This window comes from Mesorhizobium sp. Root552 (assembly GCF_001427285.1).
GTDB lineage: Bacteria > Pseudomonadota > Alphaproteobacteria > Rhizobiales > Rhizobiaceae > Mesorhizobium.
On sequence record NZ_LMFV01000023.1, the window covers coordinates 269826 to 294740 of the forward strand.

At 61.7% G+C, this 24915-nt stretch carries 21 protein-coding genes; 12 read left to right on the forward strand and 9 right to left on the reverse strand.

Annotated features, from left to right (window positions below; genetic code table 11):
• The first annotated feature begins 8 nt into the window (after positions 1-8).
• On the forward strand, positions 9-941 hold the full coding sequence (locus tag ASD50_RS12065; RefSeq protein ID WP_200952400.1) for an ExeA family protein: 933 nt from the start codon (positions 9-11) through the stop codon (positions 939-941).
• Between the two features lie 37 nt (positions 942-978).
• Here the strand turns inward: ASD50_RS12065 and ASD50_RS12070 are convergent, their stop codons facing one another.
• Complete coding sequence (locus ASD50_RS12070) at positions 979-1782, reverse strand: WecB/TagA/CpsF family glycosyltransferase (RefSeq protein WP_056241143.1); 804 nt, start codon at positions 1780-1782, stop codon at positions 979-981.
• 1 nt (position 1783) lies between these two features.
• Entirely contained in the window at positions 1784-3025 is a 1242-nt protein-coding gene (locus tag ASD50_RS12075) for a hypothetical protein (RefSeq protein WP_200952401.1), read from the reverse strand.
• 389 nt (positions 3026-3414) lie between these two features.
• Here ASD50_RS12075 and ASD50_RS12080 point away from each other — a divergent pair, with 389 nt between their 5' ends.
• Positions 3415-4305, forward strand: coding sequence for a glycosyltransferase family 2 protein (locus ASD50_RS12080; RefSeq protein ID WP_056241150.1), 891 nt, complete (start codon positions 3415-3417; stop codon positions 4303-4305).
• Here the strand turns inward: ASD50_RS12080 and ASD50_RS12085 are convergent.
• Both ASD50_RS12085 and ASD50_RS12090 read right to left on the reverse strand, forming a co-directional pair.
• Positions 4295-5551 (reverse strand): glycosyltransferase family 4 protein, encoded by a 1257-nt coding sequence (locus ASD50_RS12085; RefSeq protein ID WP_056241152.1) that lies wholly within the window; start codon positions 5549-5551, stop codon positions 4295-4297. The genes ASD50_RS12080 and ASD50_RS12085 overlap by 11 nt on opposite strands.
• Positions 5552-5558: 7 nt before the next feature.
• Positions 5559-6848 carry an O-antigen ligase family protein gene (locus ASD50_RS12090; RefSeq protein ID WP_056241155.1) on the reverse strand — a complete coding sequence of 430 codons (1290 nt, stop codon included), beginning with the start codon at positions 6846-6848 and terminating at the stop codon, positions 5559-5561.
• 464 nt (positions 6849-7312) lie between these two features.
• Between ASD50_RS12090 and ASD50_RS12095 the strand changes: the two genes are divergently transcribed.
• The 3 genes from ASD50_RS12095 to ASD50_RS12105 are packed head-to-tail and all read left to right on the forward strand — an operon-like array spanning position 7313 to position 10875.
• Positions 7313-8422 carry a hypothetical protein gene (locus ASD50_RS12095; protein ID WP_244484500.1) on the forward strand — a complete coding sequence of 370 codons (1110 nt, stop codon included), beginning with the start codon at positions 7313-7315 and terminating at the stop codon, positions 8420-8422.
• Between the two features lie 10 nt (positions 8423-8432).
• Complete coding sequence (locus ASD50_RS12100) at positions 8433-9923, forward strand: hypothetical protein (RefSeq protein WP_244484501.1); 1491 nt, start codon at positions 8433-8435, stop codon at positions 9921-9923.
• A gap of 16 nt (positions 9924-9939) precedes the next feature.
• Positions 9940-10875 (forward strand): glycosyltransferase family 2 protein, encoded by a 936-nt coding sequence (locus tag ASD50_RS12105; RefSeq protein WP_056241160.1) that lies wholly within the window; start codon positions 9940-9942, stop codon positions 10873-10875.
• 8 nt (positions 10876-10883) lie between these two features.
• On the opposite strand, the gene ASD50_RS12110 is transcribed toward ASD50_RS12105, so the two are convergent.
• Positions 10884-12158 carry a glycosyltransferase family 4 protein gene (locus tag ASD50_RS12110; protein ID WP_056241163.1) on the reverse strand — a complete coding sequence of 425 codons (1275 nt, stop codon included), beginning with the start codon at positions 12156-12158 and terminating at the stop codon, positions 10884-10886.
• Between the two features lie 265 nt (positions 12159-12423).
• On the opposite strand from ASD50_RS12110, the gene ASD50_RS12115 reads away from it, so the two are divergent.
• Genes ASD50_RS12115 through ASD50_RS12140 form a run of 6 tightly spaced genes read left to right on the forward strand, consistent with a single transcriptional unit; the run spans position 12424 to position 17953 of the window.
• Positions 12424-12930 carry an acyltransferase gene (locus tag ASD50_RS12115; RefSeq protein WP_056241171.1) on the forward strand — a complete coding sequence of 169 codons (507 nt, stop codon included), beginning with the start codon at positions 12424-12426 and terminating at the stop codon, positions 12928-12930.
• Positions 12927-13964, forward strand: coding sequence for a Gfo/Idh/MocA family protein (locus ASD50_RS12120; protein WP_056241174.1), 1038 nt, complete (start codon positions 12927-12929; stop codon positions 13962-13964). Before ASD50_RS12115 ends, ASD50_RS12120 begins: the two co-directional genes overlap by 4 nt.
• Positions 13961-15094 (forward strand): DegT/DnrJ/EryC1/StrS family aminotransferase, encoded by a 1134-nt coding sequence (locus ASD50_RS12125; protein ID WP_056241177.1) that lies wholly within the window; start codon positions 13961-13963, stop codon positions 15092-15094. Before ASD50_RS12120 ends, ASD50_RS12125 begins: the two co-directional genes overlap by 4 nt.
• On the forward strand, positions 15084-15794 hold the full coding sequence (locus ASD50_RS12130; RefSeq protein ID WP_056241182.1) for an acyltransferase: 711 nt from the start codon (positions 15084-15086) through the stop codon (positions 15792-15794). The genes ASD50_RS12125 and ASD50_RS12130 overlap by 11 nt, the downstream gene beginning before the upstream one ends.
• Positions 15795-15797: 3 nt before the next feature.
• Complete coding sequence (locus tag ASD50_RS12135) at positions 15798-16772, forward strand: NAD-dependent epimerase/dehydratase family protein (RefSeq protein WP_056241186.1); 975 nt, start codon at positions 15798-15800, stop codon at positions 16770-16772.
• Positions 16769-17953: a DegT/DnrJ/EryC1/StrS family aminotransferase gene (locus ASD50_RS12140; protein WP_056241188.1), complete on the forward strand. Its 1185-nt coding sequence runs from the start codon at positions 16769-16771 to the stop codon at positions 17951-17953. The genes ASD50_RS12135 and ASD50_RS12140 overlap by 4 nt, the downstream gene beginning before the upstream one ends.
• A gap of 14 nt (positions 17954-17967) precedes the next feature.
• Here ASD50_RS12140 and ASD50_RS12145 read toward each other — a convergent pair whose 3' ends face one another.
• Together ASD50_RS12145 and ASD50_RS12150 are read right to left on the reverse strand one after the other, a co-directional pair.
• Positions 17968-19461 carry an O-antigen translocase gene (locus tag ASD50_RS12145; RefSeq protein ID WP_056241557.1) on the reverse strand — a complete coding sequence of 498 codons (1494 nt, stop codon included), beginning with the start codon at positions 19459-19461 and terminating at the stop codon, positions 17968-17970.
• Positions 19462-19569: 108 nt separating this feature from the next.
• Positions 19570-20874: a polysaccharide biosynthesis/export family protein gene (locus ASD50_RS12150; RefSeq protein WP_056241190.1), complete on the reverse strand. Its 1305-nt coding sequence runs from the start codon at positions 20872-20874 to the stop codon at positions 19570-19572.
• Positions 20875-21507: 633 nt separating this feature from the next.
• On the opposite strand from ASD50_RS12150, the gene ASD50_RS12155 reads away from it, so the two are divergent.
• Entirely contained in the window at positions 21508-22260 is a 753-nt protein-coding gene (locus ASD50_RS12155) for a helix-turn-helix transcriptional regulator (RefSeq protein ID WP_244484502.1), read from the forward strand.
• A 57-nt stretch (positions 22261-22317) separates the two neighbouring features.
• Here ASD50_RS12155 and ASD50_RS12160 read toward each other — a convergent pair whose 3' ends face one another.
• Positions 22318-23676, reverse strand: a complete 1359-nt coding sequence (locus ASD50_RS12160; RefSeq protein ID WP_056241191.1) for a glutamine synthetase family protein — start codon at positions 23674-23676, stop codon at positions 22318-22320.
• 385 nt (positions 23677-24061) lie between these two features.
• Positions 24062-24907, reverse strand: a complete 846-nt coding sequence (locus tag ASD50_RS12165; RefSeq protein WP_056241194.1) for a dienelactone hydrolase family protein — start codon at positions 24905-24907, stop codon at positions 24062-24064.
• Between the last annotated feature and the right edge of the window lie 8 nt (positions 24908-24915).

Genomic DNA, 24915 nt, shown 5'->3' on the forward strand with positions numbered 1-24915 from the left:
TGACCGTGTTGCATAACCGAAAGCAGTTCGCGCCCAAATACGACGATCCGTCAGGGCAGGCAGTGCCTCAGGACCGGCCTGCCGGCGGATCGAGCAGCTTCCTGATCTATTCGAACCATTTTGGGATAAGCGGGCGGCCTTTCAGTCTCGTTCCCGACCCGGGCTTCCTGTTCTGGTCGACCAATCACAGCCGGGCCTATTCGATGCTCGAATATGCGCTGGCGACCTTTGCGCCGATCAGCGTCATCACCGGAGAGATTGGCGCAGGAAAGACGACGCTGATCCGTCATCTGCTCAGCGCCGCAGCGCCCGACCTGCGCATCGGGCTGGTCTCCAACGCGCACGGCGACAGGGGGCAATTGCTGCACTGGGTGCTGGATTCGCTGAGGCAGCCGTTGGGCCGCGGCCTGTCCTATGTCCAGCGGTTCAGCCAGCTTGAGGAGTTTCTTCGAAGCGAACGCGCCCAGGGCCGCCATACCGTGCTGATTTTCGACGAAGCGCAGAACCTTTCGGCCAAGATGCTGGAGGAACTGCGCTGCCTGTCCAACCTCAATGACGAGAACGACGAAATTCTGCAGATAGTCCTGGTTGGACAGCCCGAGCTCAACGAAATCATCGCCAGGCCGCGAATGCTGCAGTTTGCCCAGCGCGTGTCGGCGCAGTTTCACTTGTCGGGCATGCCGGCCGAAGCCGTGGCTCCTTATATCGCACACCGTCTCTATGTGGCAGGCGCCAAGCGCAAGATCTTCACGCGCGGGGCATGCGAGTTGATCGCCGCGGCCAGCAACGGCCTGCCACGCGTCATCAACCAGATTTGCGACTACGCGCTGGTCTATGCCTTCGCCGAGGACGAGAGGACCGTCGATGCCGACGTTATCCGGCAGGTCATCGCCGACAGGAAAATCCAGTCGCTGAGCGGCGCTGCCGCTCCGATCGGCTGAAGGCGGCGGAAACGCTTCCTGTAGAAATTTTCCAGGCTTAGCGCCGCACGCTGCTGAAAACGTGGTCGGGCGGCGTTTCCTTGCCCGCCTTGAAGGCGCGCGCCGGAGCGACCAGTTCGCGAGCGGTCAGGGCGAGGAAAGTGGCGTTGGTCGAGAAGTAGCGCCACCACAGCCGGCGCGGCTCCTGCAGCACCCGGTACGCCCACTCCATGCCCGCGCGCTGCCAGATACGAGGCGCGCGCCTGGTGATGCCGGCCATGATGTCGAACGATCCGCCGACGCCGTGCAGGATCGGCACGTCGAGCGAGCGCCCATAGGTGCCGAGAAAGATTTCCTTCTTGGGGGAGGTCATGCCAAGGAACAGCATGTCGGCGCCTGACCGCCTGATGTCTTCGGCAATCCCTTCGCTATTCGTGACATCGAAATAGCCGTGATGGCTGCCGGCAATGCGCAGGCCGGGGAAGCGTTGCGCGATGTTTTCCTCGAGGCGCGCCAGAACGTCGGGGCGGGCGCCGAGAAGGTAGATCGAGCGCGCGTCGTGATGGGCCAGCATCAGCAACTGTTCGAATATGTCGATGCCGGCGATGCGTTCCGGCAGCGGGCGGCGAAGCATCTTGCTCGCCCACACCACCGACTGTCCGTCGGCGAGCAGCATGTCGCACTCGATGAGCGAATTCCGCAACAGGGAATCCTTGCGCAGATTGACGACCTTGGCCGCGTTGAGAACGCCAAGGAGCAGGCGGTTGCGCGTCACCAGCGCCGTCCGGCAGCGGTTGATCACGTCCTCCATGCTTATCGCATCCATGTAGACGCCGAACAAAAGCTGCCGTTGCGTGCGCATGCTACGCTCCCCAGGTTCTGGAAACGGCCTGTTTCGGATCACGCCCGCTCAATCCCGCGACCGTGCCGCCGCACAGCCACGCATAGAGCAGCCAGCCGAATTCATAGGGCCGGCATTCGTAGTCGACATAGGTGGTGGGAAATAAGAGATTGAGGCCGGGCAGGTGCAGGCCCGGTCGAATCGAGGTCGTCACGGCTGAAATGGCGCGCGCCGCCTTCTTTGGCTCGCGGCGGGCCACCTTGCGCCAGATAACGCCATGCTCTTCGCTGACCAGCGGCGTGTCGATTTCGGGATGGGTGTCCAGCCACTGTACGCCCTTGACGACCGCAGCGAGGTGGTCCGTGCCTCCGGCTTCCCTGAGGTCGAGAAGCGCCATCGGCGCCATCGCATGCTGGTGGACGCTGTAAACCGGATAGCCTTCGACGACGCTGCCGTCGCGGACATCATAGTGCCACCACCATTGGCCTGCCGGCCCTTGCAGGGCGCAGATGCGGGCCGCGCATGCTTCAGCCGCGGCAAGCGCTTCCTCGTCCGGCGAGGCGACATGAAGCCGGGCCAGCGCCTGGATCGTATAGACTTGGTCGGCAAAGCAGCCGACATGCGCGCGCCAGCGGCCGTTGGATGAGGCGGGCAGGCCGTGCGGAAACAGGCCGAACGGCCCCTGAGCCTCGATCAGCCTGTTGCGGGCCATCGTCGTAAGCCGGGCGGTGTCGCCGAGATGGCGAGCTGCCACCGCTGCAAGGAGCGCCCAGGCGCAATCGACCGTGTTCACCGGCTCGCCCGACTCCAGCCATGCGGTGAGCCGGTTGAAGAGAGGCGCGGCATATATCCCGGCAGCTTCCGCCGACGTCCATGCGGCGAGTGCAACGGCGCCGGGGTCGCTGGAAAATTCCGCGCGTGTGGCGGTGGTGCTGATGAGGTCTGCCGCCGTTACGCCCTTCAGGATCCGGCGCTGCTCTTCGATGCTGGTGAACGAGAGGCCGAGTGCGACATCGATCGCATAGCGCAGGCTATCGCCTTCCGCCCGCACGGCCTTGCCCTTGGCTGTGTTCACGCCTCTGACGGTGTGCGCGAACAATCCTTTGCGATACATGCGCGGCAGGCCGCTCTTGGCCAGTTCGACCAGTTGGTCCATCCGTGCGCGGGTTGTCGGCGCAACGGCGCCAAGCGCCCTCAATCGGTCGAGGGGGAAAATATCGCTTCGATCGGCGGCGATCGGCACTGGCTGCTGAACTATGCCCAAGGGAACGCTCCTGATCCGTGGTCGGTCTGCCTTGTCGATGTGGGCAAGGGCTTGCATTATGTGCTGCTGACGGAAGCGCAGGCTTCCAACTCGCCCTGATGCTAGAAAATCTGGCCAGTTTTGCCATTGCCCTGAAAGGCTTACTGAGCGGTGCGCGGGCGCGGAGCGCTTACGATGGGTTACGCCGATAGGACTAGGGGTTCTACGACGCGCACGCTTTGTCTGGCTGAAGAGGCAGGCCGCACTACGCCGCTGGGTCGCGTTGCAACTGGCCTTTCGTATCGGCGATAGTCTTGCACGAAATTGGCGCGCATCCGTGCGAGGAGGCGCAACACCGCGAGATTGGACGAGACTTGGAACAGGTAACCGGCGAATTGCGAAGAACGGCAATGCGTGAAGCCATCCGCGATCCACTGTCGCTGGCAGTGGTCATCGTTACCTACAACAGCGCCGAGGTGTTGCCCGGCTTGCTGGACTCGCTTCCGGCTGGCTGCGCGGGCATCGACGAACTCGACGTGATTGTGGTGGACAACGATTCCCGCGACCAGTCGGTCGAGATCGCGCGCAACCATCCTGTTGGCGCGCGGGTCATCGAAACCGGCAGGAACGCCGGCTACGCTGCCGGCATCAATGCCGCGACCGCAACCATTGGCAAGCATTGCGATGTCCTGGTACTCAACCCCGACATTCGCCTTATGCCGGGTTCCGCCCGCATATTGTGCGAGCAACTGTCGGATCTAGCAGTCGGCATCGCCGTACCGCAGATCCTGACGGAAGAGGGTGAACTCACCTTGTCGCTACGCCGCGAGCCTTCCATCACGACGGCATGGTCTGATGCACTGCTGGGCAGCAAGATCGCCGCGCGGATCGGGACAGGCGAGATCGTCGATGATCCTGCCCTTTACGAGAAGGGCGGCGACACGGATTGGGCGACGGGAGCGATCCTCGCTATTGCCGCCAGGGCGCGTCTTGCGGTGGGTGACTGGGACGAGTCCTTCTTCCTCTATAGCGAGGAGGTGGACTATCTCGAGCGTATCCGTCGTTCAGGCATGTCGATCTGCTATGTGCCGGAAGCCAAAGCCGTTCATTTCGGCGGCGAGTACCATGCAAATCCGTTCTTGTCGGCCCTTATGACATCCAACCGGATCCGCTATTTCCGCCGTCACCACGGTCCAATTTCCACCGCGCTGTTCCGGCTGAGCATCGTCGTTGGCGAAACAATGCGCATGGCGCTTGGACCGGGCCACCGAGCCGCATTGCGCGCCGCCCTTACGCTGTAATCCTTGCCGGTTGCGCAGATCCAGGCATCGCGCCTGTCTTGGCGGCGTGGCTCAAAATGTCCGTATAGAGTACGTCCATGCGATCGAGCTTCGCCGACCAGAGCGCAGTGTCGGTGACGTGCGCGTGGGCCGCGGCGCCCATGCGCAGGCGAAGCCCGTTGTTGGACGCAAGCGTGCGGATTGCGCGGGCGACGTCCTGAGCCAGTATCTCGGGCGTAGAGACCGAAAGCTTGATCGCACACGCCTCCGATGTGGCGCTGCCGGGGCCTCCGCGATCCACAACGATGAGCGGTAGTGAAAATCCCATCGCCTCCAGGGCCACGTTGCCGCCCGGCTCCCGATAGCTCGGGAAAACGAAAATGTCGGCGGCGCGGTAGAAATCCGATACCTCGGCTTTTGAGCGCCAGCCGTGGAATGTCACCTTGTCCGACAGCCCGCACGACGCGACAAGCGCCTCGCATGCGGCGCGCTCCGGACCATCGCCGACGACGTCGAAGGTGAGCGGGACATCGCGGATCAGCGACAAGGCCCTGATGATGTCACGCGCGCCTTTGGTTCGCACGAGACGTCCGACATAGAGCAATCTCACCGGACCTGTCCGGCCGGATCGGTCGATCGGAGCCGGAACTTCGTCCAGCCCGGTTTCGCTCATGACCTCGAAGCGTCGAAGCGGAATGTCCTGGAGTTGCTCCTTCACATAGCCGGCAATGCCAAGGACGCAATCGGCTCCACTATAGGTTGCGCGCAGAAGAGGGTCCCATCGGCGGCGATAGGTATCGAGGCCACGCAACGCCATGAACCAGGGCTGGCGACCTTCGTCTGCGGCAAAGCCAGCGGGACTGTCCAGCCCGCCGCCCACCGGCCCGATGATGTAGGGGATACCAAGGCCAGCCACGGGCGTTGGATAGCGCATGGCGACCGGCACGGGCTGGTGCGTGATGTCGAATGTCTCACCGGCGGCGAGCGCAGTCCTGATCCAGCGGCGAGCCCGGACATAAAAGGGGATGTAGGCCGGTTTCAGGATGCTGTTCAAACGCTCCGCGCGGCCAAACAGCGGCGGCTCGATCCATTCCACGACCCTCATCCCCGGCAACTGCCGCGACGCCGGCGTCGCGCCCCGCTTGTGGTAGGTGAGAAGCGTCACGTCGTGGCGTTCGCCCAGCCGCCGCGCCCACTGGTGCGCGACCCAGGCTTCGCCGACGTCTTCTCCATTGCAGGTCGGGGCGACGAGCAGAAGCTTTGTCATTTGGGCCTCACGACCGCGTGCGAGCGCGACCGAGGCCGCGTGTTTGAGCTGACGCCCTACGTCGGGAGCGCGGCGTATCCTGTTCGGTGGCGGCATCCAGCAAGAAGGTCCCTGCGCCCATCAGGAACATGACCAGGACATAGGTCGTATTCCAGAAATGGACGGTCCATCCAACCATGAACAATCCCGTCAGCGCGATCACATAGGCTGTCTTGTAGCGGCTGGTTTCCTCGTTCAGTCCCTTCGCATATCCGACGCTGAAAGCGCTGGACAGGAAAGCCGCCATCATCAGGATGCCGCCCGGCAAGCCGTAGTAGACAGCATGGATGAGCCAGAACATGTCGATGCTTGGCGGCATCCACGAAGGACGGTCCCATTCTCCCAGTCCGACACCGAATACGGGGTGGTTCAGAACCGACTCGGTACCGAAGTTCCAGATCAGGACGCGATAACCGGCCGACAACTGGTCGAACGCGAAATGGGTGATGAAGAATTCCGGCACCGTTTGATTGGACGCCATCGAGACGAAGACATAGGCGGCAAACACCATGGCCCACAAGAGCTTCCACCGGTTCTTGTTGCCTCTCAGCACCCAGTTCCAGCCAAGCAGCATCGCTTGCGCGGCAATCGCCGTCAGCGGTCCCGAGGAGAAACACAGGAATGTGGTAACCGCGACGACGCCGGTCATCAGCCAGCGTTTCGATGTCGACTGGCCATCGCTGAGCACGGTGAACACCAGCGCCAAAATACTGCCGCAGACGACCCCATGCAGGATGGGATGTTCAAATACGGTTTGAACGCGCCGCAATCCCCATCTTGGCTCCGTAATTGCGATCACATGCGTTGGCAGGACCGTTGAAAACAGGTCCATGATGACGTCGCGGTTGGCAATGGCTTCCAATATTGCGAAGGGAAGCAGGAATGCCACCATCCAGAACAGAAGCCGGATCATTTCGCGGAATGACCCGATATTGCGGATGTAGCAGCGGGCCATCAGGTACGGCCCGACCGTCTCGATCAGCAATATGCCCGCAGTCTGGAACGAGGCGCCTATGCCGTGGTTCGCGATCAGGCTGACGGTTGCCCAGCCGCAATAGAGGAAAAGCAGGATATCAGCGGCGCGGATGCGCCCGGCCTTTCCGGACAACCAGGCCAGCAGGCATGGAACGAAGGTTGCCACCAGGACAAGCCGATAGGGCGAAAGAGCCAGCGACCCGACCTTGAAAATCCAGGGGATGAACAGTGCGACTAGAAACAGCGAGACTGGCAGAGCCAGCCTTTGGGATGAAGCGCGCATTCTTTGACCGGCGCGATTGCCGCGCGCGCGCGGTGAGGCCGGGCCTGGCTCGGACTGTGCCCCCACTTGCCTGCTGGCTCTCCCTGTATTGGTCAGCGCGGTTGACGATCTGCTCATACTGCAATCCGGACTGCGAGCAGGCGCCGGTTCCAGACAACTGCACCTGCGGCCTGTAGTTCAGGCATTCAACACTGCTTTAGTTGTGAACGCATGGGCAGTCACTTTGTCCATTTGAATGAACTGCGCACGGGGTCCACGGCTTTAGGATGCCTTTGCCGGATTTGGCGGTGACCTTTCGAACTGGAATGGCTTTTGACGAGCCTGAACCGACGATTGTGCGGCTGCTTCATCCGATTGGCATACTTGCCTTCAACGTGGTGGCCGCGGCTATCTTCTTGCCGTGAAGGCCCACGACACTGTGGAGGCCTCGACGACTGTGTCGTCGACAAGTGTGGAGCCTGAAGTTGAGCCGTTGTCCCGTCTCGCGGATGACATTCCGGTCGAACTTGCCGCGCAAGGCGGCGAGGGGTTCCGTTGCGCTTGCGTTGATGGCGCTGGCCGCAACCGGCATTTCTGCAGCCGGAGCGCAGGATGCGGCTTGCGATGCTGCCTCGCCATGCCTGCCGGCGCCGGACAAGACGAACTGCGCCGCGCGCCCCTCATTGTGCGGCTACCCTGACGAAACCAATACGGGGCCGGTCAAGGGAACCGTTCTCAAGCGCGTGCCGCAGGACATTGCTTCGGGCGAGGGCTGGGCCTGGGAACCGGAGATGGCAAGACTGCGCATCACCGCTCCCGGCGTCACGCTGGAAGCAGTGGAGGTCCGTGGTCAGGTCGTCATCGACGCCCCCAACGCGACGCTGCGCAACAGCAAGGTGCTTGCCTGCAATGTCGATGCGATCGTCGCCGTTCGGGCCGGGCGGCCGGCGGACGGCTACGATGCAGATGGTGCGCGGGTGGAAAACAATCTGCTGGGATGTGACGGCCCGATAGACCAGCGGGCGGATCGGGGCGTCAGTGATGTCTATGGAGAAGCACGGCGCTTGGTCATTCGCCAGAACAACATCTGGAATGTTTCGAACGGAGTAACCGTCGAGCGCGAAGGGCTCGTGCAGGGAAATTTCGTCCACGATCTTGGTCACAAGCCCGGCGACCATCATTCCGGGCTTTCGAACCACGGCGGCGCGACCGATGTCGTGTTCGACCTGAACACCGTGCTGCTTTCGCAGGAAGGGGTTTCCGGCCCGATCGTGGTCTATTCGGATTTTGCCCCGGCGCGTAATGTCACTATTTCGCGCAATCTCGTCTCCGGTGGCTCCTATTGCTTCTATGGCGGCGAATCCGGAGGGTTTGCTCCGGCGGCAGGATCGATACGCATATTGAGCAACCGCCTTTCCACAATGCATGGGCAAAAGGGCAATTGCGGTATCTACGGGCAGATCGCAGCTTTCGCGCCCTCCAGCCGGGACGATTGGTCAGGTAACGTGTGGGACGAGGATCTGCGGCCGATGGGACCCGAGAAGTTCAGGGTCCACAGCACGCAGGGCACCTCCTTGCCGAGCGACGGGAACTAGGGCTGATAACATGTTTCCTTATCCGGATTTCAAGGGTCAGTTCATCGTTTCGCGAGGCGACGAACCGAGCCGCGAGGGCACGCGGCGCCATTCTCTCGAAACGCTTTGCGTCGATGTCTTCGACCGTCTGGATACAGTGGCCGTGCTGGATGCCACCGGTCGCGTGGTGGGGTTGTTCCTTGGCACGGTGATTGATCCCGACGCCGAGGAGATCGTGACGGCGAGCGTTCGGTTGGGCGTTGGCGTGGATGAAGCAACCAACTTGGACGAGTTGATCGAGGAACACATCTATCGCTACACCGGCAGCTTCATTTTCGTGCTGGAAACAGGCAATGCGCGCCGCATCTATCTCGATGCGAACGGCAGCAAATCCCTCGTGTACGATCCCGCTGCCGGAGCAGCCGCCGCTACGACGCCGCTGCTCCTCGAAGCATCGGACTACGCCAGGCGCTTCGATGCCGAGCTTTATCGCGGACTGACCGTCGAGCAGGACGGATGGTTTCCGGCAGGATTGACGGCTCATACCGGCATCCGTCGCCTGATGTGCAACCACTATCTCGATCTGGACACCATGCAGACGGTGCGGCACTGGCCTGTCGGTCCGATCGCGGAAGCCAAGGATTTCGATCAGGCCGTGACCTCGATCGTCGATGAAACCCGACGCACCATCCGTGCAATTCACCGGACCGGTATTTCCACGATGGCGCTGACCGCAGGCAACGAGACACGGCTTTTGCTTGGATGCTGCAGGGATTTCGCCGGCGAAGTCGATTTCATGACCGTCAACGCTCCCGGTGCGGAACTGGACGTTACGCGCGCCGGCGAACTCGCCCGGAAGTTCGGGCTGAAGCGCCGCTTGCTCGCCTATCTGGAGGCTGACGCTGCCGGAATGGAAGCCTGGCAGATGCGCGTCGGGCACTGCATCACCGGCTCGAACATGACGATGCATCCAAGTGTCGAGCCGCTGAACGGCAGGATATTCATCGGCGGTCTTGGCGGCGAGATCGGGCGGGGGTTCCTGTGGCTGAACTCCGAGGAGGGAACGGAAATCGATGCATCGGGCATCGTGACGAGGCTGAAGCTGCCCCAGCATCCGACCCTGCTTAGGGAAGTGGAGGAATGGCTTCAGCCGCTCAAGCACTACAACAGCCTGCTTCTGCTCGATATTGCCTATATGGAACTGCGCATGAGCTGTTGGGCGTTCGCCCAGTCCTATGCCGCTCCGTTGCAGCTTGAGGTCAACCCGCTCGTATCGAGGAAGAACTATGCGGCCATGCTGTCGCTTCCTCCTTCGGTCAGGCGCAACAACGGCGTCATCTTGCGCTGCATTCGCCAGAGCTGGCCGGAGCTGTTGTCGCTGCCGATCAACCGCTACGGCGATTGGCGCGACAAGATGAGAATGGCGCGCGATGCGATGGGCGATCCGCGCCGCGCCATCCGCAAGATCAGGCAGTTGGGTACGGTCAAGCTCGGCCGCATGCTTGCCCGCCGTGCGTCATAACTGCTAGGCGGTATTCATGGCAGCGACTGTTTCGGTCATCCTTCCGACCTACAACCGCAGCGGCAGCTTGCCTGCCGCCATTTCGAGCGTTTTGACGCAATCCTACCGGGATATCGAACTCATCGTCGTCGACGACGCGTCGTCGGAAGACATCGAGGGACTGGTCCGCTCCATTCCCGATCCGCGCATCCGCTATGTCAGGCGACCGAAGAACGGCGGTGCTGCCGCTGCGCGAAATACCGGCGTCGCCGAGGCCAAGGGAACCTATATAGCGTTCCAGGACAGCGACGACCTCTGGCTGCCGCGCAAGCTGGAACGCCAGATGGCGTTCTTTGCCAAATTGCCTGACGATGTCGGAGTTGTGACCGGCGGCAAGCTTCTCTATGGCCGCGATGCCCGCTTCAATTTCGGGCATGGCAAGGTCGCCTATGCGCCGCCTCCGGAAAGCGTTCTGCGCCTCGATGAAGACCAGGTCGCGCACTTGCTGACCGAGAACCGCATCAGCCTGCAGAACACCCTTTTCAAGAAGGCGCACGTTCCGGAAACCGTCTGGTTCGATTCCAGCGCCAAGGCCAATGAAGACTGGGATTTTGCCATTCGTCTTGTCCAGAGAACGCGCGTCTATGAGGATCGCGAACCGGTCGTGGTGGGCTTTCTATCGCCGGACAGCATCTCATCCAACTACAAGGGGCAAACGATCGGCATCTTGCGCATACTGAAGAAGAACCGTGCAATTCTGGAGAGGCACAGGAAGCAACGCTCGATCATGATGATCGACGTCGCCGCAGCTCTGTGCCGCGCCAACAAATACAAGAGTTCGTTCAATTTTCTAATGGCGGGCCTGAAGGACTATCCGCTCAATGTCGGCGTCGTCCCATGGGCTTTCGGCCGCGAAATCAAGCGCCGGCTGGCCAGATTGCTGCACGGGTCGAAAGTCGGTAAGCCGGCTTGAGATAGGCGTCAGCCTCGCCCGTGCCGCTGCACCGACAGGGGCAGGTTGGGCGGCGGCCATGAACCCGAATTCGCGGCTTCGAGGATCGTCTGTTGCAGGGCCTTGCTGGCGCGTTTTCGCCGTGGGTCGTGGTTGTGTATTTCGAGCTGCAAGGCGAGCCACGCCGAGTTGACGGCCTCGCCGATCCTGCCTTTGGCCCTGTTGGCCAGGACGCCCTGGTAGATGTCCAGTTGCAGCCCGACCGCGCGCTTCAGGCTGAAGCGTTCGCACGCCACTTGCCGGCCATATTGGCCGAGCGTGCTGCGAAGATCCTTGTCTTGCAAAAGCCGCTCGATCATGGCGGCGAGCCGGTTCGTGCCTCCCTGCGGGTCGCCAAGCCCATAGAAGCCTTGCCACAGGAATTGCTCCAGCGTGGCCGGTTCGAAGATATCGCAGAAGGCTTGCTCGCCCTGCACGATCAATGGGCGGCCGATAGCCATGGCCCTCAGCGCCGAGCTGCCCATGCCAAGAACCACGTCCGCCGCCGCATAGGCCGCGCGCGGGTCCATTTCGGAGCCGTGCAGGGTTACGACCTCGCGCCCGTTCGCCGCGTTCACCGCCCTCGCGCGAACTTCCAGCGCTTGCCTGGCTGGGCCGTCTCCGACCAGGACCAGCCGCACCGGATAACGGCTGGCAAGGACACCGATGGCATCGATGGCGCGCACCAGAGCGTCGAGCTTGAGATCAAGCGCCAGCCGCGACACGGTAACCGCAAGAAGGTCGGTGTCCTTTACCTTGTGCAGCTGCCGGAAAGCGGAGCCGTCCACTTCAGGCGTATCGCGTTCGGTATCGATGGGCGGTTCGATGACCCATACTTTTCCGCGCTGGACCTTGCGCGCATCGGAGCCGAGTTCCTCGGTCCCCATGATCAGCGGCACCGACGCCGGCACATAGGGTGGCACGCCCATGCTGAGCACCGTGCAAACCATCGGTGTCCCGAGAAAGCAGACGGCGCCATAGTAGGCGTCGAGGCATGTCGACCATTCGTAGGTATGGATGATGTCGATCCGCTCCCTTCGGACGATGGACGCGATTTGCGCCATTCGCGTCGGGGCAGGGCGGTATTGCAAGGGGTGCGCCGGCAGAAATTGAAGCTCGCGCATTCCGATATATTCGACGAGAGGCCCCGGAACGCCGTAGATGATGGCCTCATGGCCGGCGGATCTTGCCGCAGCCGCCAGATCTATAGCATTGATTTGGCTTCCGCCGATCGAAAGATCATGCGGACAAACAAGAATACGCAATATTATCTTTCCAGGTTCGGATAATACATATCTGAAAGATAGCTGAAATTATGTATATATTTGTTTGGTAATTTAATCAATTAATACATAGCGATCGCCGTCCAGCACAAAGCTTAATTCGGCGCATCGTGGCGCTACCTCTTTCGGATATGACCGTTCGGCGATTGGCCGAATTTACTCCATTGGCGCCGAAACTCCATTGTTCGGGCGGTAGCCTGTCGGGAACGACGGAATATCGATCCGCGACAGCAATGGAGTCGATAGCATGATCGTAGCGAGTGTCGTTCTTGGCGAGGGAGTGGTCATCCATCATCCCGACCTCGTCAATCTCTATGGCTGCACCATCGGCGACGGCTCGCGTGTCGGCACCTTTGTCGAAATCCAGAAAAACGCCGCGATCGGCCGCAACTGCAAGATCTCCAGTCACAGTTTCGTCTGCGAAGGCGTCACCATCGAAGACGGCGTCTTCGTCGGCCATGGCGTCATGTTCACCAATGACATCCATCCGCGCGCAGTCGCGGCCGATGGCGCTCTGCAGACCGAGGCGGATTGGACGGTCGTTCCGACACTGGTCAGGGCTGGCGCGTCCATCGGTTCGAACGCCACCATCCTTGCCGGCATCACCATCGGAATGGGCGCGCTTGTCGGAGCAGGCGCGGTCGTCACCCGCGATGTCCCCGACTACGCCATCGTCGCCGGCGTGCCGGCGGTCGTGACCGGACGGGTCAAGGATGCGCCGCCTGTTGCGCGCGTTGCAGGAGGTGCACGATGATCGGCGTCGCTGTCATCGGTTACGGCTATTGGGGGCCGAACCTCGTCCGCAATTTCGCCGAGGTGCCGGGCGTCCAACTCGTCGCCGTCTGCGACCTCAACAAGGAACGCCTTGCGCCCGTGAAAGCGCGGTATCCGTCGGTTGCCATTACCGACAACTATGATGAAATCCTGAGCGATCCGAGCATTTCCGCCGTCGCCATCGCTACGCCGGTGTCGAGCCATTTCAAGCTGGCCATGGCCGCATTGATGGCCGGCAAGCATGTCTTTGTCGAAAAGCCCATCGCCTCGTCGGCCGAAGAGGCCGAACGCCTGGTCGAGGAGGCCGCACGCCGTGGCCTTGTGCTCGCGGTCGATCACACCTTCGTCCACACCGGTGCGGTGCGCAAGATGCGCGAACTGGTCGATAACGGCCTCGGCGAGATGTACTACTACGACTCGGTGCGCGTGAACCTCGGGCTGTTCCAGCACGATGTCAGCGTCATCTGGGACCTCGCCGTCCATGACCTGTCGATCATGGACTACGTAATCCAGCACAAGCCGGTTGCGGTTTCGGCGACAGGCATCAGCCACGTGCCCGGCGAGCCGGAGAACATCGCCTATCTCACCCTGTTCTTCGAAACCAACCTGATCGCCCACATCCACGTCAACTGGCTGGCGCCGGTCAAGGTACGCCGCACGCTGGTCGGCGGTAGCAACAAGATGATCGTCTATGACGATCTCGAGCCCAGCGAAAAGATCAAGGTCTATGACAAGGGCATCACGCTTAACGGCGACCAGAAGGCCAATGGCGAAAAGGTCTACCAGGCGCTTGTCGGTTACCGCAGCGGCGACATGTGGGCTCCGCACCTCGACGTCAAGGAAGCCTTGAGTACGGAATTGCGCGAGTTCGCGCAGTGCATTGAGCAGGGCAGCACGCCGATTGCCGACGGCAAGGCGGGCCTGCGCGTGGTGCGTATCCTCGAAGCCGCAACCCAGTCGCTCGCGCAGCGTGGCCGGGTCATCGAACTGGAAAAGATTAGGCGGGTGGCATGATCCCTTTTCTCGATCTCAAGGCGCAGTATGCGAGCATCAAGGAAGAGGTCGATGCCGCTGCGTTGCGCGTTCTCGCCTCGACCCAATATGTGCTCGGCGAGGAAGTGGCGGCGTTTGAAAAGGAATTCGCCACCTATTGCCAAGCCCGCCACGCCATTGCCGTGAATACCGGCACCAGCGCCTTGCACCTGGCTTTGCTCGCCGCCGATATCGGTCCCGGCGATGAGGTCATCACCGTGCCTTTCACCTTCGTCGCCAGCGTGTCGGCCATTTGCTATACGGGCGCCAGGCCGGTGTTCGTCGACATCGAGCCGACCACCTTCACGATGGACCCGGCCAAGCTCGAAGCCGCGATCACGAGCCGCACCAAGGCGATCATGCCGGTCCATCTCTACGGCCAGATGGCGGACATGACCCCGATCATGGAAATCGCCGCCCGTCACGGCATTCCAGTCATCGAGGATGCCTGCCAGGCCCACGGCGCTGAATATCACGGCAAGCGCGCCGGCAGTATCGGTGTCTCCGGCTGCTTCAGCTTCTATCCCGGCAAGAACCTCGGCGCTTGCGGCGAGGGCGGGCTGGCCGTTACCAATGACGATGCGACCGCCGCGAAAATCCGCATGTTGCGCGACTGGGGCCAGGAACAGCGCTACCATCACACGCTGAAAGGCTTCAATTACCGCATGGACGGCATCCAGGGCGCCATCCTGCGCGTCAAGCTGCGCCATTTGGAAAAATGGACCGAAGCCCGCCGCACCAATGCGCGGCTTTACACAACCTTGCTGAAGAACGTCGAAGCGGTAGCTGCCCCGACCGAGGCGGCCGACCGGCGTCACGTCTATCATATCTATGCCGTTCGCTCCGACGACCGCGAGGCCCTGCGCCAAAGCCTCGACGCCGCCGGCATCGCCACCGGCCTGCACTACCCGATCCCTGTGCATCTGCAGAAAGCCCATGCCGATCTCGGTCACCGCAAGGGCGATTTCCCGGTTTCGGAACAGGTGGCATCGGAAGTTCTGTCGGTTCCGCTCTATCCGGAATTGACGTCCGAGCAGATCGCGACAGTGGTCGATGCGATCGCCGAGGCGACCACTGCCAAGCCGGCGAGGGCTGCCCTCCGTGTCGGCTAAAGCGAAACAGGCAAGCCGCGTCGTGGCGGCGGTTCACGGTCGCAAGACCCTGGCGCCCGAACTCGAATTCGTGCCCGGCCTCGCCGATGCGCTGCGCGAGGCTTATGACGTCAAGGGTCTCGTAGAGCTCTACCAGCGCTTTTCCGCCGGCGACGGCTTCATCGACGCCACCATGCGCCGCACCATCTGGCGGGCGCTGGCTCTGCGCTGTGGACCCGGCTTGCAGGTCGGCGTCAACGCCGGCTTCAAGCATATCGAGACCTTCGACATCGGCGCTGGCGTGTTTATCGGTTCCCAAGCCATCGTGCAGGGCCGTTTCGACGGCACCTGCATCATCGGCGACAACACCTGGATCGGGCCGCAGGTGTTCCTCGATGCACGCGATCTGGTCATCGGCGAATGCGTCGGCTTCGGCCCCGGATCGAAGGTTCTGGGCTCCGAGCACAATGGCATTCCGGCAGACGTGCCGATCATCCGCACCGATCTGGAAATCAGGCCGGTGCGCATTGGCGATTGGGTCGATATCGGCACCAATGCCACCATTCTTCCAGGCGTCACCATCGGCAAGGGCGCGATCATCGGCGCCGGCGCGGTGGTGACCGAAGATGTGCCGCCCTTCGCCATCGTGGCGGGCGTGCCTGCGAAATTCCTGCGCTGGCGTCCGGAATCGGAAGCCGCGCGCAGTGCAGAGGGGAAATAGGCGATGAAAAACAAACGTGTATTGATAACGGGCGGAGCCGGTCTGATCGGCTCCCACATCGCCGATATCGTGGCGCGGGAGCGTCCGCGCGAAATCATCATCCTCGACAATTTCGTGCGCGGCCGGCGTGAGAACCTGCGCCAGGCGATGTCGGATTTTCCGCTGACCATCGTCGAAGGCGACATCCAGGACCGCGATCTTCTGGCCCGCCTGTTCCAGGGCGTCGATGTCGTTTTCCATCAGGCGGCAATCCGTATCACCCAATGCGCCGAGGAACCCCGGCTTGCCTTCGACGTGCTGGCCGGAGGCACCTTCAACGTGCTCGAGGCAGCCGTGGCCGCCAAGGTATCGAAGGTGGTCGCCGCTTCGTCGGCCTCGGTCCTTGGCTTGGCCGAAAGCTTCCCGACCACGGAAGCGCATCACCCTTACAACAACCGCACCATCTACGGTGCCGCCAAGACCTTCAATGAAGGCCTGCTGCGGTCTTTCGCCGAGATGTACGGCTTGCGCTACGTCGCGTTGCGCTATTTCAACGTCTACGGCCCGCGCATGGATGTCTACGGCGCTTATACCGAAGTGCTGATCCGCTGGATGGAGCGCATCGCCGCCGGCGAAGCGCCGCTCATCTATGGCGACGGCTCGCAGACCATGGATTTCGTCCATGTCCACGACATCGCCCGCGTCAACGTCCTTGCCGCCAAGTCCGATGTCACGGATGAAGTTTTCAATGTCGCCAGCGGCATTGAAATCAGCCTGCTCGAGTTGGCGCAGCGCTTGAGCGCAGTCATGGGCTCTACCGCAGCCCCGGTTCATATGCCGGCTCGCACCGTCAATGGTGTCACCCGGCGTCTGGCCGATACCAGCAAGGCCAAGTCGATGCTCGGCTTCGAGGCTACGACGAGGATCGATGACGGATTGCGCGATCTCGTCGCCTGGTGGCGACAGGAGCGCGAGGCAACACAGGTCGCTGCCGAATGAACAAGCCGCTCGCCCAGATCGCTGTCGCCAAGCCGGTTCTCGGCGAAGAAGAGGCCGAGGCTGCCCGCCGCGTCATCCTGTCCGGCTGGGTCACGCAAGGACCGGAAGTTGCAGCTTTCGAGCGCGAGTTCGCCGAAACGGTCGGTGCGCCTCATGCCGTTGCGGTATCGAACTGCACCACGGCGCTGCATCTGGCATTGAAGGCTGCCGGCGTCGGTCCGGGTGATGAGGTCATCACCGTCAGCCATTCCTTCATCGCGACGGCGAATGCCATTGTCTATTGCGGCGCCGTGCCGGTGTTCGTCGATATTTCGGCTTCCGGCTACAACATCGATGCCGGCCTGATCGAGCCTGCAATCACGCCGCGCACCAAGGCTATCCTGTGCGTGCATCAGCTTGGCATGCCCTGCGATCTCGCCACCATCGTCAAGGTCGGCAAGGCACACGGCATTCCCGTGATTGAGGACGCCGCCTGCGCCATCGGTTCGGAAATCCTGTGGGACGGCGAGTGGGAGAAGATCGGCAAGCCGCATGGCGATATCGCCTGCTTTTCCTTTCACCCGCGCAAGGTCGTCACCACCGGCGACGGCGGCATGCTGACGACTGCCAATCCTGACTATGACCACAAGTTCCGGCTCTGGCGCCAGCACTCGATGAGCGTGGCGGACACCGTGCGCCATTCTTCGAATTCGGTCATCTACGAGACCTATCCGGAAGTCGGCTACAACTACCGCATGACCGATGTGCAGGCCGCCATCGGCCGCGAGCAGTTGCGCAAGCTGCCGGGGATCGTCGAGCGCCGGCGTGAGATCGCGGCGGACTATGCCGAACGTCTTGGCCATATCCGCGGACTTGGCGTGCCTATGGAACCTGAATGGGGCCGCACCAACTGGCAAAGCTATTGCGTGGCGCTGCCGCGCGGGGCAGACCAGCGCGCCGTCATGCAGGCGCTGCTTGACCTTGGCATCTCCACCCGGCGTGGCATCATGAACAGCCATCTGGAGCCTGCCTATCAGCATCCGGGCGCCTATCGTCAGGGCTCGAGCCTGCAGCACAGCGCGATGGCGCAAAGCGGCTCGATCGTCCTGCCGCTGTTCACCCAGATGACTGAGCTTGAAATCGCGCGCGTTGCGGATGGCCTCGAACAGGTTCTCGGCGCGGCAAATTCAGCCGCTGCGTAGGTTTTCCAAAAGTCTTATGCCCAACGCCTGACAAATCCCGGCAGCTTTTCTGCCGGGAACAGCTTCAGCAACAAGCGCAGCGAATAAAGCCCCGTGACGGTCGTCAAGGCGATGCCGATCACGGTCGCCGGCCAGAACGGCAACAGCATCAGGGCTGCGAATGCAACGGCCGCTGCGGGCAGGAAGATCGCACCGAGCCTGAGATTTTCGGCTGACCATCTAAACCCGCTCATGCGGCGCACGATCATGTAGATCAGGCTGCCGTGCCAGACATAAAGGCTGAAGAAGGCAACACCGGCACCCGTCAGGCCTATGAGCGGTACCAGCAGCCATGCCAACCCGACATGCACCGTGGTCGCTGCCACTTCCGTCCAGAAGAACACCTTTCGATCGCCCTTGGCAAGGACGATGAAACCCATTGGCCAGGCGACGATGCGCAGCATCATGCCAAGGCAGATCCAACGCAACAGGTCCACGGCGGGTATGAATTCATGTGAATAGAATATGGTCATTACCAGCGGAGCCACCGTCAGCGTCGCCAGCAGCCCCGGTCCTGCCAGAAGGATGCTGATCTGCGCCTGCTCGTTGACGAGGCGGTTGCATTCCTGGTTGTCGTTCGCAACTGCCGTCAGACGTGGGAAAAAATCCGTGCCCATGGCTTGCAGGATGAAGCCTGCATAAAGCCCGCCCAGCGCCCATGCAGCCTGATAGAGTCCGGCGGCCTCGAAACCCGAGTGCTTGAGCACGATCAGGCGGATTGCGTAGGCGGCCCCCGTGGTCAGGAAGGCGCTTGCCATGAAGACCACGCCCAGCTTGAGCAGCGCCGCGGCTTCCTCGCCCACCTCTCGCGTCGAGAGCTTTATCGGCTTTATCTTGATCTGTCTCGCGTACCACCATGATGTCAGCACCGAGGCAAGCGCCATGGCGATGAACGCCGGCACGATCCCGGCTTCTCCGAAGAAATAGATCATCGGTATGGCGATAGTCGTGCTGAAGAAGGCGCCGAGCATGGTGATCTGGGCCAGATGCGAAATGCGCCGCATGCCTTGCACCAGGGCCATCAGGCCGGCCGACATCACTTGCAGGCAAACGGCAACGCCAAGCAGGGCGACCGCGACCACATGCGTGTCGTCGCCGAAAGTGAAACGCGCAACCGGAAATGCCAGCAGGCCTAGCAGGACGGCGCCGAACAGGCCAAGCAGGATGGAAACCCGCCGCAGCATCAACGTCGTTCGCGCAATCCTGTCTTCATCTTGCGTCGCGGTTGCCTCCGCGATCTGGCGCACGCCGCTTGCAGGAATGCCGAGCCCCGCCAGGGTCTGGGTCAGGTCGATGATCGAGCCGTAGAGGCCCATCAGGCCGACGCCGGATGGTCCGAGCAGCAGGGCCATTGCCTTGTTGCGGATGATGGAGAAGCCGATATTGACGATGGACGAACCGCCGATCATCGCGGTCGACTTCAGGATCTGCGTATAGCTGTTCGATTTCGGCGGAACCGGTTCGCTCATCGCCGTCTCGGTCATGAGGTCACACGTTGTTCCAGTCGGGCGGTGATGGCCGCGTCATGGCGCATGCGATCCGCGGTTCCGCGTCCGATCTGCCGAGGAAACCTTGTTTCACTGGCTGGCTTCCGGTTGCGCCGTCGTTGTTGAAGCAGCATCGGGCGAAGTCTCGCCGCCTTGCACCAACGCCAGCGACGAACTGACCTTCACCACGTCGCCCGGCAGCAATGCGGTGGATTCGCTTGCTGGAACTGCGACCTCCTGACCGTCATGCGTGCGGGTGATGGAGTAGCTGATGGTTGCTTGCTCGCCGCTTGACGAAACGCTGGACGAGGACAGTGCGTCCAACAGCATTTTCTGTGACACGTCCCGCTTCAGCCTGAGCTGTTCGAGATTGGCCTGTTCGGCCTGTATCTCGCCGGCGACTTCGGTCTGGCGCCTGTCTTCGATGCCTTCCATGTTGCGTTTGGCTTCGGCGAGGTTCTGCCTTGCGCGCATGATCGCAGTAACCTGGTCGAGGCGCTCGCCCCTGTAGCTCGCCACGACGCGTTCCAGTTCCGATTGCCGCGACATCACGGCAAAGCCCTTGCTGACCAGGCCCTTGACTGCATTGAGATCCCGCTCCGCCGCGGCAATGCCTTCATCCGCCGTTGCGGTCTTCTGTTCAAGCGCGCCTATCTCTGCCGTGAAAAGGTCCTGCAACTCCGACAGCGATTTCGTCTGCCGCGCCAGTTCCTTGGCGCGCGTGCCGAAAATCGTTTGTTCCTGATTGAATATGTCCTGTGCGAGGTTGCTTTCCGTTCCCGGGGCTATGGCAGGAAAATCAATCGTTTCGGCACCAGCGGCCTCGGCGCGCAACCGCGCGATCTTGGCCATGCTGCGCAAGATCTGGGCGTCCAGCCCGCGCAATTCGCCGACCAGTCCTACCTCGCTCTTGCCTGCGCCGAGGGTGCCGCGCCGCTCGCCGCCGCCCAGCGCCAGCGCCTGCAGGATCGTCATGCCTTCACGGAATTTGTACTCGCCTGGCTTGGCAACATCGCCCACCACATAGACCGGCGGATACTCCACCACAGAGACCGTCGTATCCGGCTTGTCGACAAGCCCGGTCTTGGCCTGGATGCGCTTGGCTATCTCCGCAGCCAGCTTGGTAGAGTCCATGTCGCCGATCTTCACGGACCCGATCACCGGAAGCTCCAGCGTGCCTTCCTCGGTTACGACATAGTCGCCGCCGAGTGCAGCCCACTGTTCATAAGCGCCCTTTATCGGCATCCATTGCAACACGGTGACGCGCACCTTGGTCTGTGCGACCAGTTCGCCGGCATTGGCCTGAGTTGGGAGGACGCCGCTTGCCAGCGCCACCGCATAGGCGAACATGGCGCCAAATGCCCGGCCGGTCAGAGTTCTGCGAAAGATAGTCATTGCAGGCTCGCTTGTTCGAAAGCGGTAACCCCGTTCCGGGTGCCATCGCTGCTCAGGCACGTTGCGACGGAATTCCGCATCGCCCGAACCGTTTCCGGGCCTTGGCAATGTGCCAACTTATCTGCCTCTTGCTAAGGTTTAGATCGGGGAGAAAGCCTCATCCATTCTGGTGTGAGGCGTATCGAAGGCTCCGCCAAACAGGATATTTTCGGTCTTCTGTGGCAACCCAGCCTTATTTTCGGCGCTACTGGCAACAATGCTTTACGTTGATGGCCGGCGGTGCGGGCGCACGGGCCGGAGAGGGCAGTCATTACGTAGCGTCATGGCTTCTGGCCTCACATTTGGCCACTCCCGTGGGAGCAGGCTGTCCAAACGATTGAGAACGCCCGATTGAGCCGGCTAGTCCATTTGGAGGAGGCCGATGATCCTGCCGACCCTCCGGGCATCCCACGTTTGGGTTGAGCCTCAACCCTATTGCCCCATCGCGGCGTTTAAGTTCCTGCAATATCGTCGTTATCGGCCGAACTCGCCTGGCGCCTCAGTTGCGCCTGCGTGGGGCAGTTGGCAGGGGTGGGTCGGATTGGGCAATCCAGGAAGAAGTCGGAGCCAATGGAAGCAACAAGCGAAGCGGCCATGAATGGAAAGCGAGCCGCGGTTGGGGCGTTCGAATCGCGAAAGACCGTTCTTTTCGTGACGGCACCTGGTGCGATATCGGGCAGCTTGGTCTACGCGCTCGACCACGAGTTCCCGTGGCTCGACATCAAGCAGATGGATAGGGTGGAAGCGGCATGTGCGGCCTTTGCCTTCCCGGTGGCACTGATCCTGATCGATCCTATGCTTTTGCCGGCGGCGCAGCGCTTGTCCGAGGAACTGACGCGGCGGCATCCGCATGCGATGATCGCGCTGATCGATTCCGACAGCCAGAATTCGCCGCTGATATTCCCCGACATTTGTGAATCACAGTTGGTTCGCGGGGTATTGCCGATGAACCTTCGGCTCGACGTGTGGCTGTCGGTCGTGCGGCTGATGCTTCGCGGCGGCGAGTACTTCCCCGTCGGCATGCTGCATTCCTACGCGCAGAAGATCGCCTCCGCGCCTCAGCCGTCTTCGGCCTTCGTCGAACTTCCCGTTCAGAGATCGGCGCGGGCGGATCGCGTCGCCGACCTGACCCCGCGCGAAATGCAGATATTGGAAATGGTCTCGCGTGGGCTTCAGAACAAGGCGATTGCCGCAGAGTTCAATCTGTCCGAGCACACTGTGAAGATCCATCTGCACAACATCATCAGCAAGCTCGGCATCCACAACCGCACCGAGGCAGCGGCGCGCTACCGCGACCATCAGGCAGGGCGCATCCGCATCACCGGCAACGGCGCAGGCGAAGGCTGACGGCAGCAATGATACGGACATGAGCCCCGGCATTCGCGCCGGGGCTTTTTCATGCCGTCAAACGGCTTCCAGATAGGTTTCGAACTCGAAATTGTTCACCCTGAGCGCGAATGTCTCCAGCTCCTGCTTCTTGCAGGCAACGAGCGAGCCGCGCAGCGCATCGGGAAAAATTTCCGCGACAAGCTTGCCGTGCTCGAAGCTGGCGATAGCGGACGCCCAGTCGGGGGGCAGCTTCGCAAGGTCGCTGCGGTCATAGGCATCGGTAGCGATCGGCTCTCCGGGCGACATCTGCCGCTCTATGCCTACCAGCGCCGCGCCGAGAATAGCGGCAAGCACCAGATATGGATTGGCGTCCGCTCCTGAAACGCGGTGCTCGATGCGGCGCGCGCTTGCCGGTCCGCCAGGAATGCGGATTGCCACCATGCGGTTTTCGTAACCCCATGCGACCGCGGTTGGCGCGTAGGACTTCGGCCGTAGCCGGCGATAGGAGTTGAAATGCGGCGCAAACACCAGCGTGCTTTCGGCCATTGCCGCGAGCAGCCCGGCGACCGCATGGCGCATCAGCTCCGAACCTTGTTCGGTGCCGTCGTCGAACACATTGCGCCCTTCGCCGTCGATGAGGCTGAAATGGACATGGAACCCGTTGCCGGCGCGTTTGCCGTAGGGCTTGGCCATGAACGAGGCGATGAAGCCGTGCTTGCGCGCGATGCCTTTCACGGTGCGCTTGAACAGCACCGCATCGTCGGCGGCCCGCAGGGCGTCGGCGACGTGGTTGAGATTGATCTCGAACTGGCCGACGCCGTTTTCCGCAATGGCCGTATCGACCGGAATGTCCTGCAAGCGGCAGGCTTCATAGACGTCGTGCATGAACGCTTCGAAATCGTCGATCTCGTCGATGGAAAGCGCCGCGTCGGAATCAAGCCGCCGCCCTGTGACCGGCGATACCGGGCCGCGCGGACGCGCCGATTTTGGATCGACCAGATAGAACTCGAGTTCCGTCGCGGCCACAGGCGTCAGGCCAAGCGTCTTGTATCGGTCGAGAATGCGGGCCAGCGCGCGTCGCGGGTCGCCGAGAAAGGGTGCGCCGGTTTCATCGCTGAGCCAAAGTGGAATGAGCGCGGTGGGGTAGGCGGTCCAGTCCATCGGCAAGATGCCGCGCCCCGTCCAGTGGCAGATGCCGTCGGCGTCGCCGGTAGAGAAAACCTGCTTGTTGCCTTCGATGTCTTCGCCCCAAACATCGACGCCGCTGATCGAATAGGGCATGCGCAACTTGCCCTCGAGAGCCTTCCGTGCCTGTTCGACGGGAATGCGCTTGCCGCGCATGATGCCGTTGAGATCGCAGACCGCAGCCCTCAGGCTCTGGATATCGGGTCTGCTTGAAAGCCAGTCCAAAACGCCATCTATCGTATCACTCAATTGCTACCTCCGGTCTGGTTGAACATATGTGCGAAATCGTAGCCCGTTCGCAGACGATGAGCTGGTCATAGCTTTGCGGCCGGCGTGTTCTGTCGCTTGCGGCGCATTGAGGCCAAGGCAATGCCTGCCCGTGCAGCGCGCCGCGCTGCGGGTTCGATCGATCGGTTTGTCTCGATCCCGGAATTTTGTTTCTTCTACCCCGTTCACCCGGTTGAAAGGCAAAAGCGGACGCCAAACGCGGCTTGGCTTTGCTTGAACAGCCTTTCATGCGGCCCGTATGGAGCGGGCCGTCGTCTTGATCGCACCTTACCGAGGAGTTGGCGAAAAGCCAAGCTCAGGTGCCTTGGCCCGCTTTGTTGCCCGCCAATGGCAGGTCCGATGCCCATCAAAGGTACTTGGACAGGAACGTCTTGATTTGCTCGACCGCATCATCCGCCGCCTCAGGATCATAGCGCAGGATGTGACCGTCCTGTCGCTCATCTACACCTTCGAGGTCGAACAGATGATGAGCGCCGGGATAGACTTTCAAAACGACTTCGCTGGACGGGCCTGTGACGGCGGCAAATGTTCTGCAGCGTTCCGCCGGTGACCAATCGTCCGATGCGCCGGTCAGGATGAGCAGCGGCACGGCAATCTCCATCGGCTCATCGCACCATGGGTAAAGGGCAATTGCCGCCTGGAAAGATTTCAGCTCCAAATCCGAAATGGTCGCCCGGCTTGCTGCGTTCAGCACCGCCCAACCGCCGTGGGACATGCCGAACACGGCGATCCGCGCGGGGTCTACAAATGGCATGGCCGCCAGAAATGCCTTCGCGCCGTAGGCGTCGAGCGCCCTCGTCTCGCCGGTGATCGATCCGCCGTTTTCGCAGATTGAAGCCTTTCCACGAGGCCCGAAACTGTCGACGTCCAGCACGACATATCCCCAACCGGCCAGCCTGCCCAACCAGACATCGTTCCAGCGCCAGATACCTCCGCACCCATGCATCAGAACGACTGCGGGAAACGGCCCTTGGCCATTGGGCTTCTTCAAGCGGCCATTGAGGAGCAGGCCGGGGAAAGGCTTTGGGTTCCTGCCCTGTTGGAGAGCTTGCTTGGTTTGATATGGCGTGGGCGAATAGGTGGCACTTTCGAAGTGAACGATTTCGTCTGCTTTCGCGGTTCCGATGTCCACCATGCCAGCACAAAGCCAAGCTGCCAGCAGCATAAGCCATGTTTTGATGTGGGCTGTCATGATCGAGC

What these genes read in the sequence shown, in the direction of transcription:
- ASD50_RS12135 (WP_056241186.1), top strand. Translation starts at nt 15,798, where the DNA reads ATGAAAAACAAACGTGTATTGATAACGGGCGGAGCCGGTCTGATCGGC.
- ASD50_RS12115 (WP_056241171.1), top strand. Translation starts at nt 12,424, where the DNA reads ATGATCGTAGCGAGTGTCGTTCTTGGCGAGGGAGTGGTCATCCATCAT.
- ASD50_RS12165 (WP_056241194.1), bottom strand. Translation starts at nt 24,907, where the DNA reads ATGACAGCCCACATCAAAACATGGCTTATGCTGCTGGCAGCTTGGCTT.
- ASD50_RS12080 (WP_056241150.1), top strand. Translation starts at nt 3,415, where the DNA reads ATGCGTGAAGCCATCCGCGATCCACTGTCGCTGGCAGTGGTCATCGTT.
- ASD50_RS12085 (WP_056241152.1), bottom strand. Translation starts at nt 5,551, where the DNA reads ATGACAAAGCTTCTGCTCGTCGCCCCGACCTGCAATGGAGAAGACGTC.
- ASD50_RS12120 (WP_056241174.1), top strand. Translation starts at nt 12,927, where the DNA reads ATGATCGGCGTCGCTGTCATCGGTTACGGCTATTGGGGGCCGAACCTC.
- ASD50_RS12070 (WP_056241143.1), bottom strand. Translation starts at nt 1,782, where the DNA reads ATGCGCACGCAACGGCAGCTTTTGTTCGGCGTCTACATGGATGCGATA.
- ASD50_RS12105 (WP_056241160.1), top strand. Translation starts at nt 9,940, where the DNA reads ATGGCAGCGACTGTTTCGGTCATCCTTCCGACCTACAACCGCAGCGGC.
- ASD50_RS12155 (WP_244484502.1), top strand. Translation starts at nt 21,508, where the DNA reads ATGAATGGAAAGCGAGCCGCGGTTGGGGCGTTCGAATCGCGAAAGACC.
- ASD50_RS12125 (WP_056241177.1), top strand. Translation starts at nt 13,961, where the DNA reads ATGATCCCTTTTCTCGATCTCAAGGCGCAGTATGCGAGCATCAAGGAA.
- ASD50_RS12090 (WP_056241155.1), bottom strand. Translation starts at nt 6,848, where the DNA reads ATGCGCGCTTCATCCCAAAGGCTGGCTCTGCCAGTCTCGCTGTTTCTA.
- ASD50_RS12140 (WP_056241188.1), top strand. Translation starts at nt 16,769, where the DNA reads ATGAACAAGCCGCTCGCCCAGATCGCTGTCGCCAAGCCGGTTCTCGGC.
- ASD50_RS12100 (WP_244484501.1), top strand. Translation starts at nt 8,433, where the DNA reads ATGTTTCCTTATCCGGATTTCAAGGGTCAGTTCATCGTTTCGCGAGGC.
- ASD50_RS12150 (WP_056241190.1), bottom strand. Translation starts at nt 20,874, where the DNA reads ATGACTATCTTTCGCAGAACTCTGACCGGCCGGGCATTTGGCGCCATG.
- ASD50_RS12145 (WP_056241557.1), bottom strand. Translation starts at nt 19,461, where the DNA reads ATGAGCGAACCGGTTCCGCCGAAATCGAACAGCTATACGCAGATCCTG.